This window comes from Flagellimonas aquimarina, assembly GCF_003149745.1.
Lineage (GTDB): Bacteria > Bacteroidota > Bacteroidia > Flavobacteriales > Flavobacteriaceae > Flagellimonas > Flagellimonas aquimarina.
In genome coordinates this window covers 1149155-1163730 of sequence record NZ_QGEG01000001.1, presented here as the reverse complement: position 1 = coordinate 1163730, position 14576 = coordinate 1149155, and the positions used below count along the sequence as shown (strand labels likewise).

Genomic DNA, 14576 nt, shown 5'->3' with positions numbered 1-14576 from the left:
CTGAGGTTATTTCCAAAATTTCGTATTTTGGAGAATTCAAAGTACTGTATATGTCGGAAATTGTTGAAAAAGCTGAACGTTTTGTATCAGAAATCTTGGAAAATAAACTTGATCCAAATTTTTTATACCACAATTTGCGCCATACCCAGCGTGTAGTTAAAAGTACTAAAGAATTACTCAATTTTTATAATCTTGAGGATTTGGAAAGTGAAAAGCTCCTATTGGCCGCTTGGTTTCATGATACTGGTTACACCAAAAGTATTGAAAACCATGAAGAAGCAAGTTGCAAAATAGCCACGGCATTTCTTAAAGAGAACGATTACGATCCAACAGGTATTGAACAGATTTGTGCTTGTATCATGGCAACAAAAAGATACCATGAGCCAAAAACTCTTCATCAAGAAATCATAAGAGATGCAGATGCTTCACATTTTGCCCAAAAAAGTTATTGGGAAACAACCGACTATTTAAAAGAAGAATTACAGGAATTGGGAGTTGCCACATATTCAAACAAAGAGTGGCGAGATGAAAACATAAAGATGTTCCGAAACGAGCATCAGTTTTATACAGATTACGCTAAAGAAAATTGGGATGAGGCAAAACAGCGCAACCTAAAACAATTGATCAAGGAAAAAAAGACCGAAAAGGAAATTGCCAAGAAGGAAGCCTTGAAGGCTAAGTATAAAAGTGAAAGTCCCGATCGCGGTATTCAAACACTTTTTAGGGTTACCCTTAAAAACCATTTGACATTAAGTGACATTGCCGATACCAAAGCCAATATCCTATTGTCTGTAAATGCCATTATTATTTCAGTTGCTCTATCTAATCTTATACCTAAACTAGATAATCCTTCAAATACCTATTTAATATACCCTACAGCTATTTTTATCACTTTTAGCGTTGTCTCTATGATATTGGCGGTTTTAGCCACAAGGCCCAATGTAACCAGTGGGGAGTTTACCAAACAGGATGTGGCCGATAAAAAGGTAAACCTGCTGTTTTTTGGCAACTTTCATAAAATGAGTTTAAAGGACTATGAATGGGCCATTCAAGAATTGGTCAAAGACAAGGAATACATTTATTCTTCGCTCACCAAGGATCTGTATTTTCTTGGGCTCGTTCTCAACAGAAAATACAAAATCTTACGATTGACCTATACCATTTTTATTATTGGAATTGTGATATCCGTAATCGCATTTGGATTGGCATTTCACTTTTTTGGTCAACCAGAAAATCTTGCATCTCTGAACTAGGATTTTAGCTCTTCCATTAAATCCTCATAGGTATATGTGCGTTCAGATTTTGTATCCTTTGTGTACAAAATTTCGGCTCTAATTGCTTTGAGTCCCGTAACCCCTTGAAGCCCTTCTAGCTCTACAATTTCTATATTATTGGTGAAGTAACCTTTTGCTTTTAAAAACTTTATATAGCGCATATATTCCTTTTCATCTTTTCTTTGGGAATATACAATGGCCAACTTACCTTTTTGGGTCAATCTTTCGTTTGTTCCTTTAATATAAGATTTGTCTATACGTTTTTTAATAATTTCGTATCTGGCATTGTAAGTGCCATCTACATCAAATCTTTTTTCATCCATTCTAAAACGAATCGCCAAAGAAGTACTATAGACCAAAATCAAAGAGGCTACATCCAGTTTAACTGGTAGTTTAGGTTTTAACGCGTAATATTTGTTCTCCATATCGCACATAACCTGAAGCTGCCACAACCTTAAATTACTTAGATAAAGTTGATCAAAATTCCTGTCATTGGCTATAGAACTGCCAATGTACATGTTGTGCTCCACCCCATCCGTTTTATAGCGTTCAAAATAATGTGGAAACATTTTTTGGGCGTCCAGCTGTTTTTCATCCAATAAAGATGCTAATTGCAAATTGGCTTCCATTACACTATCATCATAATTACGCCTATGGTCATAATAAGACTCAGTGGCAGGGTCTATCTGTGCCTCATAAACATCAATGAAATGCTTTAGTTCCTTATCTTCCTTTTTTAAATGTAAAAACACAGGCACAATTTCTTCTTTTACAAAATCAAAGATTGCCTGTTCAGTATGGGTATAAAGTGCTTCTTTAACTTCCTCTAGATAGGTGTTTACCCTAAACATCAATTCCTCATAAATGGGAAGCTCATATTTTTTAATGGCTTCTTGCAGGACACCATTGATTTCAGAAAGCTGTATCATCAAATCTCTCTGAATTGAAAGATTGCGCTCCTTTGAGGAATCCTTGATATCTATTTGGCCATATAGTGGGTATACGTCTTTGAAAACAATTTCCTTAAAAATTGGTCTATTCCCAACAAGTTCATCGGCCATAAAACGTTTTGCCTCCTCTTGAAATTTCCAATAAACAGATGAGTGAACCGTTGTGCACTCATGTTGGATAATAGCATCTACAAGGTTTTCCTCTTCTTCAATGGATCTTAATACGGCAGAGACGATATATGGCATTACATCATCTAACTTATTTGCATTTACACTGTTCAACTCGTTTACCTTATACGATACCAGCTCCAACACACCTAAAAGGTTGCCATTATCCGCAATAGGGGCAAGTATGGCACTTTTTATTCCTTGTTCATGTAAATTCTTGTAAGGCTGTTGGGTGCCTCCGGATTTTTCAAAATACTTTTCAACATTGGAAATAGCGAAGTAGGTATTGTCATCAAACAATTTGCCATGGGAATATCCACAAAGCATATCATCGCAAGATTCCATTTCTTTACCTTTTAGGATATAGCTTTCTATTCCTTTCCCGTATATTTTTAGAAATCGATTTGCGTTACAGTCATAACCAGCAAAGCCAACTTTAATTTTTTTAAGGTTAAAAAGTGATCTAAAAGTGTCTTGAAAACTTTCCATAAAGTTTTCCGTCCCTCTTTTATTACTGCCAATTAGTGTCGACTTTATTTCAGAAATAGAATGTTCGGCGGTAACATCAAACATATTGGAAATCACAAAGCCTTTGGATATAAAACTGTTTGGTGGAATTTTCTCTTTCCATAAATCCACATTATCAAAATTCTCCAACAGTTCATCAACATCTTCTTGGCTAAGCTCTTTAGAATTTTCCGTTGGTATTATTTCCATAAAATCTGCATTGTACAGAATTCTATAGTGTCGCATAACACCGTTTGTATCTGGAATATCATAAAACAATGGGCGTTTAAAGTCCATTTTAAACCCATAGTAAAAATTTAGCACCACGGTACATTTCATGATATAATTGATATCCATGGGAAGATTGCGGATTTCCAATTCAAATCCTTCTCCTGCATTTTTCAAAATATTCTGAAAACGTTCCGACGAATTGAAAACTATATTTTCAAAAGGCGTAGATGCAGTTTTAATTTCATTCTTCGTCAAAACTGGAGAAAAAGTATCCGCAAGAATAATGCTAATAATATCCTTGTGTTTCTCTAATAACGCAACATCATTAAAGCCCTCCCTTAACTCTGGAAAAGAAGCTTGGGCTTCCAAAACATATTTTGCCCTGTCCGCAAGATATTTATCCTTGCTTTTCAGCTGCTCGTCATAATGTTCCAATAGCTTATTGAAACTTACAAATTGCAACATAGGGCTTTCAGCATTGTAATTCTCCGTCATACACCAGTTAGTCGAGGTTTAGCCTGTAAAGTTACAAAAAGAAAAAATGCACAGTTGTTAAGGGAATCTTTATGGATTTGTCCACATTTTTTGGATATTTAGTAAAATTTCCTGAATGTCCTCCTATACAAGGTTAGACCGTGCTTATCAAAATGCCAAAATCATTCCTTTTGATGATAGAGACAAATTTATTCTTTTTAGCGACTGCCATAGAGGAGATAATAGTTTTGCTGATGATTTTGCCAACAACCGAAACATCTATTTTCATGCATTGAACCATTACTATAGAGAAGGTTTTAACTATTGCGAGCTTGGTGATGGAGATGAGCTTTGGGAAAATATCAGTTTTGAATCCATATTTGAAGCACATAAGAATGTTTTTCAACTATTAAGACAGTTTCATCTGGAAAACAGGTTGTACATGTTATGGGGCAACCATGATATGGTATATAGAGATAAGTCATATGTTGACAAACATTTATCCAGTTATTTTGAACCTATAGACGATTCTGACAAAGAGCTCTTTGAAGGCATAACCTACCATGAAGCTTTAATTCTTAAACACAAAGAAACACAACAAGAACTGTTCTGCACCCATGGCCACCAAGCAGATTGGTGGAACTACGTTTGTTGGCGTATTGGCCGTTTTTTGGTTCGGGTCTTATGGAAACCTTTGCAGGTTGTTGGCATTGCCGATCCTACAAGTCCAGCAAAAAATTACAAAGAGCTTATTAGGATTGAAAGGCGCATTAAACGGTGGATTTTAAAAAACAACTTAAGGATTACAATTGCAGGACACACGCATCGTCCGCGTTTTCCTGAACCAGGGCAAATTCCTTTTTTTAATGATGGTAGTTGTGTGCACCCCAGAAGTATTACTGGAATAGAAATTGAAGGCGGTAATATTTCTTTGATAAAATGGCAGATAGCCACAAAACCAGATGGTACACTTCAAATAGTAAGAATACTATTGGAAGGCCCTGAAAAACTAGTGGATTATATAGACAACTAACTCTAGAAGCGACCCATGAATAAAAAAGCTTCTGTTACGTGCTATCTTTGCTCCACTTAATGTTACGCCCATTATTCTTGTCATTTTATATATGACCAATTCTCTTTGTTATACCAAAAAATGGAATGATCGTAGATTAACGATTTAACTTCCTTTTACCACCAAGATGGCAAGGTATTTGTTAACTTTAAAGCAACGTATCGACCAAGTTGCTATGAAAAAACTTGTTTTTCTACTTGCCAGTTTTGTTTTGGGGGTCACTACACTGCAAGCGCAGGGGGATATCCCCACCACCCGCCCTCTTAAGGTTGGGGAACGAAACAATCTGGATATAAAGCCTGCTAATCAGGGCACCTCATTGCGTATACCTTCTGTTATTGATGAGAATTTAACTTCCAAAAACAACAAGCCCGGAGTAAAAATGTTGCCAGATAAGGAGTTGTTGCAAGCCGGCCATGACTTGGTCATTGATCCAAAAGTGGGAGAAAAAGAAAAAAAAGGTTCTAAAGAACATTTTGGCGATCAATATTTAGGAGATTTAAAAACTACAGCAAAGTTTATTGGTGTGGTTTGCAGAGATCATGAATATGTAGATGGTGATCGAGTTAAAATATACCTCAATGGAGAGGTTGTAGAACATAATATTTTGCTATCAGGTTCTTTCAAAGGAATTAATATTGATTTGATAAAAGGCTTTAACCGTCTTGATTTTGAAGCGCTCAACCAAGGATCATCAGGTCCTAATACGGCACAAGTTGTAATTGCCGATGAAAAAGGACAAGTAATTCATAATAACAGATGGAATCTTTCTACAGGATCCAAAGCAAGCCTTATTGTAATTAAAGAGGAGGAATAATTATTCCCCCCCAGGCTTATAAGTTTTTACCGCTCTTTTTAGCACATCTTCCTTATAGTACGCTGCATCTTTCCAGTTAACCTTCGCATACATTTGTATTTGATCATCAAAATGTGGGGAACTTGGATTCCCACTTTGACCACCAGCTAAAATCGTTTTTGCCTTTACTTTTTCTCCAAACTCAACTGCAGCCACAAAACTGTTACCTCGAGTTCCATAAATCTTCTTAGTGTTATTATTATAACGAGCACCATAGGCGGCCAAGGCTCCCCATCGCCCACTGGCAAAACCAATTGGAATACTGGGTTTGGCATCATCAAAAGGTTGACGAATATCTCCATTTAACCTTTGGTAACGATGAACCTCTCCCCAAGGCATTTTCCATGTTCCAAAATCTGCTTGCAATTGGTCAATTACCTCTTCAAAAAGTGCCAGTTTTTCGTTTTGAGGGGATTCACTTCCCCAATATTCAATCAATTGCATTGGGGTCATCCCTTCTGGCCTATCTGCTTTTTGATAACTTTTAGTTCCATAATAATGTGCCAAAGTCATTGCAATAGATTCTTTTGAGGTCTTAAAATCCCAATCTGCTAAAGTATCTATGGGGCTCTGCAATTTTGGATTTCTGTCATGATGGTCATAGTACGCCTCAATCAATCCAGGAATCAAAGCTTCAAAAGCAGGTAAGTACGGGTCATGCCCAAGTTCAATCAAGCTGTTCAAAGTAAAGCCACTTTTACCTTTTAATAGACCAATGGCATGTACCCCTCTAAAGTTCTCTCTATCTATGGACATATAATTTGGATAATCCTCTTTCTTTGGACTGAATTCCAAAGCAGATGTATATGGTGTGGAATTACAATTCTGAATCCAACCGTTTTCAGGGTTCAATACCAGAATGTTCTCGTCCACCGAATGCAAACCCTGCCAATCAGTTTTAGGATTGCTTCCATCAACCGGTTCTCTGTAATTGAAAATAGTATCTCTTTTTGGAATAAAGTTTCCATGGAAATAGGCAATATTACCTTCGGCATCTGCATAGACCGTATTGTTGGAAGAGTTGGTACGGATATCCATCATTTCTCTAAATCCATTATAGCCATTTTTCTTGGTACGGATATATGATTGCTCCAATGCTTTTACCGGTTCCCACATCATCGCAGACGCTGTCCATTGCTTATCTACTGCATGAGTTATTGGTCCGTGATGGGTGTGGTACATTGGAAAGGTATTTTCCTTGACTGCATCACCCTCTTTATATTTTAATGTTACTTCCGATGTTTTAACAGGCCTTAGTTCTTCACCATATTGATAAAACAACTTATCATCGTTTTTCACTATGGTTTCCTTGAACTCATCCATCACATCTGTATAAGTTGAAGTATGCATCCATCCGGTCTTTTCATTAAAGCCTTGATACACAAAAAACTGCCCCCAAGTTACCGCGCCGTAAGCGTTCAACCCTTCTTCAGAAACTACATGTACCTCACCTCTAAAATAAAATGACGTATGTGGGTTTATCAATAACATGGCATTGCCAGATGCTGTCAATTTTCCTGAAATGGCAATCCCATTAGATCCTTGAGGCTCTGCCATCTCCTCTTCCTTTTTTAATTTCAATTCTTCCATCTCTGGAATCTCCATTCCACTTTCGTAGAACGCCTTTATCTTGCTTGTTCGAATGCGCTCAATATCACCACCAATGGAACCTTCACTAAAATACATGGGCATCCACGGCTCAAATCTGCTTAATAGTCTTGGTTTTACCTCAGGGTGCATATGTAGATAATAATTGATACCATCTGCAAAGGCATCACACAATTCCTTTAGCCACTCAGGGCTTTTTTCGTAATTGGCCATTGCTTCTTCTTGACTCATAAAAAGTTGGGCGCGCAAATCACTGTACAATGCTTCTTCACCTTCAACCTCTGCCAATCTACCAGTTGCCCAAATATAGTTTTGCTCTACACGATTAAAATCATCTTCACATTGAGCATATAACAACCCAAACACTGCATCTGCATCCGTTTTACCATAAATATGCGGCACCCCGAAATCATCACGGATAATCGTAATATTTTCAGCATGAGCTTGCCATTCTTCGACTTCGGTCTGTGGCTTTTGTCCACAAGAAACCATTATTAAAAAAACCAATAACGCTACTGTTCTCATTACAAAATTTTTAAGCTTTTTTCAAGAATTGGGTCTTTAATACAATTTGGGCCTTACCCACTCTGCATTCCACTTCTTGAGGGTTCCCTGTTAGTCTAATGTTCTTTATCACATTACCCCTTTTAAGGGTTTTGGACATTCCTTTTATCTTTAAATCTTTGGTAACGTGTACATTATCTCCATCCTCAAGTAGGTTCCCGTTACTGTCCTTTGTATCCATATTGATTCTTTACACCGTGAAAATAAATGAAATACCATTGAATTACTAATGCATTTACCAACTTCCACTTGCACCGCCCCCACCAGAACTTCCGCCACCTCCGGAAAATCCTCCCGAACTACTTCCCCCGGAGCTTGAACCAAAAGAATGACTGCCCGAAGATGAGAACGTTTTGCGCATATAGTTCCTATCGTTTTTGTAAAGTGAAAAGCCAAAATCTTCTTTCCCCTTTAAAAGAATTTTAAATACAGCGATTAAAATAGTGATCCCAAAAAAGCTTATCAAAATATAGTAGATCCATTGAGTATGTTCAAACACGCTCTCGATGTTGTCCATATCCGTAACAAGGCCAAAAACCATTGAAGCGAAGAACAAGGGCATTAGAATAAAAACAGATGAAAAAAGGATTTGAATCAAACTAAAAACCATCATGAATATGCCTTGCAGCAGACCTAACTTACCAACCAGAATTCCCCTAAAAATTTCAATTAAACCAGAATATGCTTTAAAGAAAATAAATCCGCCGGCCGCAATGAACACAGAAAGGAAAACGGCAATGATAAGCTTAACCACCCAATTTATCTGGTTTTCGTGTGCATCTACTTCATTTTTGAACTCCTCTAGGGCTTTAGGATTGTTAAGAAATTCGACGAGCTGATCTGTGGCCAGATTTATACCCTCAAAATAGTTGGACTCCTTAAACTGCGGAATCATGGTTTTGCTTATTATATTGGAAGCAACTGCGTCTGTTATATAAGGTTCCAAGCCATAACCAACCTCAATCCTAACTTTCCTGTCGTTTAGGGCAAATAGGATAAGTATACCATTGTCTTTTCCTTTTTGACCCAATTTATTTTTGTTGAAGGTTCTATTGGCGTATTCCTCAATCGTTTCAAAACCCAGTTCTTTAATGGTAAGCACAACCAACTGATTGGTGGTTTCTTCTTCAAAATTGGTGAGCTTGGTTTGTAGCCCTTCCAATTCTTGTACTGTAAATATCTTTGCGCTATCGGTTACAATTTCTCTTAAATCAAGGTAGTTCTGTTGCGCAAAACAGTATGTGGAAATCAAGAACAAAAAATAAAAAGGTGTTTTTTTATCCATGTTATAGTCACTAAAAACATTTAAATATAATGTATGTTGTGCAGTCTTTTCATATGAATTGATCTTTACCCTCCACCATTTTATGTCCATATAATTTCAAGTAACTTGCAGGCTCTTTTGAAGAATTACATATGGCAGAAAAAAAAGTTAGCATTTTAACAGCTTTTAAGACCATTATTTGGCCTAGAAGAAATCTGGTTCTTATTGGATTGCTGTTAATTGTTATTAGTAAGGCCGCAAGTTTTGTGGCTCCAATCTCATTAAGATATTTTCTTGATGATATTGTACCGACCAAAAATTATGATTTACTAAAAATCCTCGTTTCGGTGGTCATTTTTGCATTTTTAGTACAAGCGGTAATGTCCTTTCTTTTGACGAAGGTCTTAAGTATTCAGGCGCAATTTATGATATCAGAATTAAGGGCACAGGTTCAAAAACAGGTGTTATCCTTGCCTATTCGTTTTTTTGACAACACTAAATCCGGGGCTTTGGTATCAAGGATTATGAGTGATGTTGAAGGTGTTCGCAATTTAATAGGAACGGGCTTGGTTCAGTTGGTAGGAGGTTCCATAACAGCTATTGTTTCTTTGATTTTATTATTGCGCATAAGCCCCAGCATGACTTTGCTGACCTTTATTCCCCTTATTCTATTTGCTGTAATTGCATTGAAGGCTTTTAAAGTTATCCGTCCTGTTTTTAGAGAGCGCGGAAAAATAAATGCTGAAGTAAAAGGACGTCTTACCGAAACGTTAAGCGGGATTCGCGTAATTAAGGGTTTTAATGCCGAAGTTCAAGAAGGAAAGGTCTTTGAAACAGGAGTAGAACGTTTATACAAAAATGTGAAAAAGAGCCTAACCGCCACTGCAGTAATGACAAGTTCGTCCACCTTCCTTTTGGGACTGGCCACTACTGGGATAATGATGGGGTTTGGAGGTTATAAAATGATGCAGGGAGAACTCACCACCGGTCAGTATTTTGAGTTTACATTTCTTTTGGCATTAATGGTCGCTCCCATTGTTCAAATGAGCAATATTGGAAGCCAACTAACTGAAGCGTTGGCCGGTTTGGACCGTACCGAAGAATTAATGAACGAAACCTCCGAAGCAAATGAAAAAAATCGAACTATTCAATTGGACTCTGTAAATGGGGATATAACCTTTGACAATGTATCTTTTTCTTATGAAGAAGATGAGGAGGTATTACACAATATAAGCTTTAAGGTCAAGCCTGGAGAAGTTATTGCATTAGTGGGAAGTTCTGGGTCAGGGAAATCTACCATAGCTGGTTTGGCAGCCAGTTTTTTAAATCCAATTTCTGGAACCATTACCATTGACAAACAAGATTTGTCCAAAGTAAATTTAAATAGCTTTAGGCAACACTTAGGTGTTGTGTTACAGGATGACTTCCTGTTTGAAGGCACCATTAGGGAAAATATCCTTTTTCCAAGACCTAAAGCTTCTGAAGAACAATTGCAACAAGCAGTGAAGGCAGCCTACGTCAACGAATTCACGGACAGATTTGATGAGGGCCTAGACACTTTAATTGGAGAACGTGGAGTTAAGCTCTCAGGTGGACAACGACAACGAATTGCCATTGCGCGGGCTGTTTTGGCCGATCCAAAGATTCTTATTTTAGATGAAGCCACATCTAGTCTTGATACCGAGTCCGAAGCATTGATTCAAAAAAGTTTGGCCGAACTTACCAAAGGTAGAACCACTTTTGTCATTGCCCACCGTTTAAGTACGATTAGAAAGGCCAATCAAATTTTGGTAATTGAAAATGGTAACATTGCAGAGCAGGGTACTCATGACGAATTAATCGCTTCCCAAGGAAGATATTATAACCTATTTACGTATCAGGCAAGGATTTAGCATGTCTTGAAAGTTTAAATTGACTTTCTGTCGCTTTACTTTTTAATATTTCTATGTAATCGGATACAAACAAAAACAGGTCTTTGAACGTATGTGGATTGGGCATCTCATGACCATTTATAAAAAACGCCGGAACATTGGATATTTTCATGTTATCCTTCCATTCTCTGGTTTTGGCCATGATCTCTTCAACAACATCATCATGCGTAACTTTTAAATCATATTTTTCTAACCAAGTACTTGGATTTTGGTCCGCATACCAATCATCCACTATTTGTTTCATTTTGTTACTTTCATGATTTAAGCCTTTACTCCAAACTAACTCTTCATATACATTAAGAATTTTAAAAACTGCGTTATAATCATCACTTGGAGTATTTGATGATTGTGCCAGTAATCTTGTTCTAACTCCTATATCTTCAGGGTGCTCTGCAAGAATCTGTTCTAACTCCTTGTGTGCTTTGGCACAATACTCACAAAAAGGGCTGCTTAGTATTAGAAATTGTAACACTCCTGAAGGGTTGCCGTAATAAATTTCTCGATTCCAAATTCTATCATCTACTTGCTTGTGCAAAGGCAATAATGCATCAAACCAGTGTGGGTCTTGTCTCCATTTTCTAATTCTAATTTTCTGACTCAAGCCCCTCTTGCTTGAAATAAGAATTGGTTTTAATATCATCCAGCTTGCTGCAATGCCCAAACAGATTGCAAATAAAATTGAAGGCCTTACTAAAACGAAACTATCAAAAGAAAAAAAAGAGGGCGAATTATATATAAAAAAGGAAAGATTAATTGTTTGTAGCCAAATAATCAAAGTAGTCAACAAGCAAAGTTTGCACCATGATCCTAATCGCCATTGATATCCTAGTGATAAAAATGTAAATAAAAACGCCAATGACTGAATTATACCTAGAAACAGCATATTGACCTCAATATTAAAGCCACCTGAAAAAGATAGATAAAAGACTAGGCCTCCAAAAAAAATCGCAGCTATATCAGCCAATCCTATACCACTCCCAAATTTCCCTAATCTTGAATTCAACACGGCCGAACATCCTGAGGACTCTGTACTACAAAACATCTCAGAAACATTGGTTTTCACTCCCAAATCGTATGCTATTATTACGCCTGAGGTTATTAACCCAGCCAATGCAAGTAAAAAATGTGTAAAAAACGCAGGATCAAATGAGTACACTTGATTGATGAGCAATAAGAAAACCAATATCCCAAAAACAACATATGTGGTCTTTACTTGTAACCCTTCCTTAAATTTTTGTTTATCATGTTCATCATGGACTATCTTTTTATTATTCCCTATGAGCAAAACTATTCCGGTCCAGCTATCCAAAAAGTCTTTTTCTGAAACAACCTCTGAAGTTTTCTTGATAACCTGAAAATCTTGTATTCCATTTTTTGAAAGCGTGTGCACCAAGATTGGAAGATTTAATTCTTTCCACCTTTTTTTTTGTTCTATTCGTATGGCAGAATTTTCAACCCCCAATTCATCAAGCAAATCTGTGAATGAGTTTAATGATGGATAATGGGAGTGCGATTCAAGGCGTTCCCTTAAATAGTTTTTACTGATAGCAACTTTTGCAGTCTTTAAAAAGTCATATGCTATTTCATAAAATTCCATATTCCAGCTTCAAAAAATAAAAATGTAGTCCTAATACTTATCTAAATGTACTATTTTTCCTAAATATAATATTCCTTCAAAATTCGCTATTAATGAGACTAATACAAACCTTTTGGAGTAATTCCAGTCAAAATGAAGAACCTTTATCTTTAAATGCAGGATGGAGTTTCCCTGAATACAATTGGATGTCTTGGGCACTTAACGTTTTGCTATTACGAAGATATTACGACGAAATAGAGCTGTATACGGATGAAGTTGGAAAAATTATTCTGGTAGATCAATTGCAACTGCCCTATACCAAGGTCCATATAATTTTTAATAGTGACTTTAAAATCAACCACCAGCTTTTTGCTTTAGCTAAAATTAAAACCTACAGCATTCAAGAGGAGCCTTTTTTACACATTGATGGCGATATATTTTTATGGAACCCTTTACCCAAATCCCTAATGCAATCAGAACTGATTGCATCCAATCCTGAAATAAATCTTCCTTATAACAAAGAGATTCTGGATGAAATGGAAGAACATTTCGAATTTGTACCTCCTCACCTAAAAAATGTTAACATTAAGGAAGATATTTTCTCTAGCAATGCAGGAATTTTTGGAGGAACCAACATTTCTTTCATTAAAAGATACTGTAAACAGGCGGAAGAAATAATCGGTAAAAATGCAAACTGTTTACACAATGTTAATACTGGCCGCCTTAATATGCTTATAGAGCAAATATCATTGTTTTATTTAGCGGAGCAAGAAGGTATAACAACTTCATATTATCTTCCTGAACCAGTGGACCACCCTTTGTATTTAGATTATTGGAGGTTTGCTGATGTCCCTAACGTCCCCATGATTCATCCGGTAGGTGGGTGCAAGCAGATCTCTTACGTAATGAATCATTTAGCTAGAAGGCTACAATTGGAATTTCCGGAAACCTATTATAGCATATTGAACCTATATAGGAGCAAGAATATTGAACTCAATCTTAAGTTTTACAATCATATAGAAATTAAAGACAAGAAAAGCCTACAGGATTCTCTTTTAGGTAAAGGCGGAAAAAATATCAAAAACATAAATAAGCTAAAAGGTAGTTTCAGCGACAATTTTATACGTACCCTTTTTTGTCTTAAACCATACGCCCACGAAAAAATAGATAACCCAAAAGAACTCTTATCACGAATTGAAGCAAATGATGTCCCATATTCGCTAAAAGAAATATTCACTTTGGAACTGAACCGAGTATCTTGTTTTGAGCACTTACTCAACAAAATCGAAAAGGATGATCTATATAATGTGGAATCAAGACACTATAAAAAAATATCTTCCTTTTCCATGGACTCCAATTGGACCGAGAAAATCTTCGCTTTAAAAGAAGAGGTTAAATTCTTAAAGTTAGAGAGAAATTGGAGTCTTTTGAACGAAGATAACTTCAAGGATATTATAGAGCATGATCCTGAAACATCTTATGTGGTTACCTTAAGTTTTGATTTACTCAATTTATTAATACACGAGTCATTCCATGACAATTTAGGCGCCATACTGATCGAATATTTGCAAGCTCCTAAATCTGCTTTAAACATTTTAAATTATGCGAAAACCCATTTTGAAGAAGATATCGACGTTAAAAACCCGAAATATCAACAGCTAATTTTTGACATTCTAAAACGATTCGCCTTTGAAAATATACTATCCATTTCTTAACGAATAGCCACAACGCTCAACTCACAAACCAAACAACTCTTTAATCAATCCTAAAGAGAGTCTTTTATAAAATGTTAGAAATCTGTTTAATTATCAAATTAATGTTAATTGTTATCAGGCGCTATCATGTTCTGTAATATTTTTCTTACATTTAAGTTATTAATCCTTAAACTCTTATATCATGAAAAAGTTGAATTTAGGTTCGGAATTATCAAAAAACGAGCAAAAAAAAGTTACTGGTGGCGCTACTTTATTATGTAATGCTTCTTGGAGTCAAGTTGTTTACAATTTTCCTTCATGTTCTATGGCTGCCACTTATTGTGCAGCTGCACAAGGCAGCACAGTTAATTATTGCTATTAGATTATCAAATCACAAAAGGGGGAGC

General features: G+C 36.4%; 11 protein-coding genes. 6 read left to right on the top strand and 5 right to left on the bottom strand.

Features of this window, described 5'->3' with window-relative positions; all coding sequences use genetic code 11:
- Positions 1–50: 50 nt before the first annotated feature.
- Entirely contained in the window at positions 51–1253 is a 1203-nt protein-coding gene (locus DKG77_RS05370) for a Pycsar system effector family protein (RefSeq protein ID WP_109660906.1), read from the top strand.
- On the opposite strand, the gene DKG77_RS05365 is transcribed toward DKG77_RS05370, so the two are convergent.
- Positions 1250–3625 carry a GAF domain-containing protein gene (locus DKG77_RS05365; RefSeq protein WP_109660904.1) on the bottom strand — a complete coding sequence of 792 codons (2376 nt, stop codon included), beginning with the start codon at positions 3623–3625 and terminating at the stop codon, positions 1250–1252. The genes DKG77_RS05370 and DKG77_RS05365 overlap by 4 nt on opposite strands.
- A gap of 115 nt (positions 3626–3740) precedes the next feature.
- Here DKG77_RS05365 and DKG77_RS05360 point away from each other — a divergent pair, with 115 nt between their 5' ends.
- Positions 3741–4637, top strand: coding sequence for a metallophosphoesterase (locus DKG77_RS05360; protein ID WP_109660902.1), 897 nt, complete (start codon positions 3741–3743; stop codon positions 4635–4637).
- Positions 4638–4851: 214 nt separating this feature from the next.
- Complete coding sequence (locus DKG77_RS05355) at positions 4852–5493, top strand: hypothetical protein (protein WP_109661459.1); 642 nt, start codon at positions 4852–4854, stop codon at positions 5491–5493.
- On the opposite strand, the gene DKG77_RS05350 is transcribed toward DKG77_RS05355, so the two are convergent.
- From DKG77_RS05350 to DKG77_RS05340, 3 genes are read right to left on the bottom strand one after another with little or no spacing between them, the layout of a single operon-like run.
- The gene (locus DKG77_RS05350) at positions 5494–7665 is read right to left on the bottom strand and encodes an acylase (RefSeq protein ID WP_109660900.1); all 2172 of its coding nucleotides are present in this window, start codon (positions 7663–7665) and stop codon (positions 5494–5496) included.
- Between the two features lie 10 nt (positions 7666–7675).
- Complete coding sequence (locus tag DKG77_RS05345; RefSeq protein WP_109660897.1) at positions 7676–7885, bottom strand: alkylphosphonate utilization protein; 210 nt, start codon at positions 7883–7885, stop codon at positions 7676–7678.
- A 54-nt stretch (positions 7886–7939) separates the two neighbouring features.
- A complete protein-coding gene (locus DKG77_RS05340) occupies positions 7940–9079 on the bottom strand; it encodes a TPM domain-containing protein (protein ID WP_243414849.1) in 1140 nt (379 codons plus the stop codon).
- A 41-nt stretch (positions 9080–9120) separates the two neighbouring features.
- Here DKG77_RS05340 and DKG77_RS05335 point away from each other — a divergent pair, with 41 nt between their 5' ends.
- Positions 9121–10860: an ABC transporter ATP-binding protein gene (locus DKG77_RS05335; protein ID WP_109660895.1), complete on the top strand. Its 1740-nt coding sequence runs from the start codon at positions 9121–9123 to the stop codon at positions 10858–10860.
- Here the strand turns inward: DKG77_RS05335 and DKG77_RS05330 are convergent.
- Complete coding sequence (locus DKG77_RS05330; protein ID WP_109660893.1) at positions 10838–12496, bottom strand: thioredoxin domain-containing protein; 1659 nt, start codon at positions 12494–12496, stop codon at positions 10838–10840. The genes DKG77_RS05335 and DKG77_RS05330 overlap by 23 nt on opposite strands.
- A gap of 92 nt (positions 12497–12588) precedes the next feature.
- Between DKG77_RS05330 and DKG77_RS05325 the strand changes: the two genes are divergently transcribed.
- Together DKG77_RS05325 and DKG77_RS05320 are read left to right on the top strand one after the other, a co-directional pair.
- Positions 12589–14190, top strand: coding sequence for a DUF6734 family protein (locus tag DKG77_RS05325; protein ID WP_109660891.1), 1602 nt, complete (start codon positions 12589–12591; stop codon positions 14188–14190).
- A gap of 181 nt (positions 14191–14371) precedes the next feature.
- Entirely contained in the window at positions 14372–14551 is a 180-nt protein-coding gene (locus DKG77_RS05320) for a hypothetical protein (RefSeq protein WP_109660889.1), read from the top strand.
- Positions 14552–14576: the final 25 nt, after the last annotated feature.

What these genes read in the sequence shown, in the direction of transcription:
- DKG77_RS05370 (WP_109660906.1), top strand. Translation starts at nt 51, where the DNA reads ATGTCGGAAATTGTTGAAAAAGCTGAACGTTTTGTATCAGAAATCTTG.
- DKG77_RS05365 (WP_109660904.1), bottom strand. Translation starts at nt 3,625, where the DNA reads ATGACGGAGAATTACAATGCTGAAAGCCCTATGTTGCAATTTGTAAGT.
- DKG77_RS05360 (WP_109660902.1), top strand. Translation starts at nt 3,741, where the DNA reads ATGTCCTCCTATACAAGGTTAGACCGTGCTTATCAAAATGCCAAAATC.
- DKG77_RS05355 (WP_109661459.1), top strand. Translation starts at nt 4,852, where the DNA reads ATGAAAAAACTTGTTTTTCTACTTGCCAGTTTTGTTTTGGGGGTCACT.
- DKG77_RS05350 (WP_109660900.1), bottom strand. Translation starts at nt 7,665, where the DNA reads ATGAGAACAGTAGCGTTATTGGTTTTTTTAATAATGGTTTCTTGTGGA.
- DKG77_RS05345 (WP_109660897.1), bottom strand. Translation starts at nt 7,885, where the DNA reads ATGGATACAAAGGACAGTAACGGGAACCTACTTGAGGATGGAGATAAT.
- DKG77_RS05340 (WP_243414849.1), bottom strand. Translation starts at nt 9,079, where the DNA reads ATGGACATAAAATGGTGGAGGGTAAAGATCAATTCATATGAAAAGACT.
- DKG77_RS05335 (WP_109660895.1), top strand. Translation starts at nt 9,121, where the DNA reads ATGGCAGAAAAAAAAGTTAGCATTTTAACAGCTTTTAAGACCATTATT.
- DKG77_RS05330 (WP_109660893.1), bottom strand. Translation starts at nt 12,496, where the DNA reads ATGGAATTTTATGAAATAGCATATGACTTTTTAAAGACTGCAAAAGTT.
- DKG77_RS05325 (WP_109660891.1), top strand. Translation starts at nt 12,589, where the DNA reads ATGAGACTAATACAAACCTTTTGGAGTAATTCCAGTCAAAATGAAGAA.
- DKG77_RS05320 (WP_109660889.1), top strand. Translation starts at nt 14,372, where the DNA reads ATGAAAAAGTTGAATTTAGGTTCGGAATTATCAAAAAACGAGCAAAAA.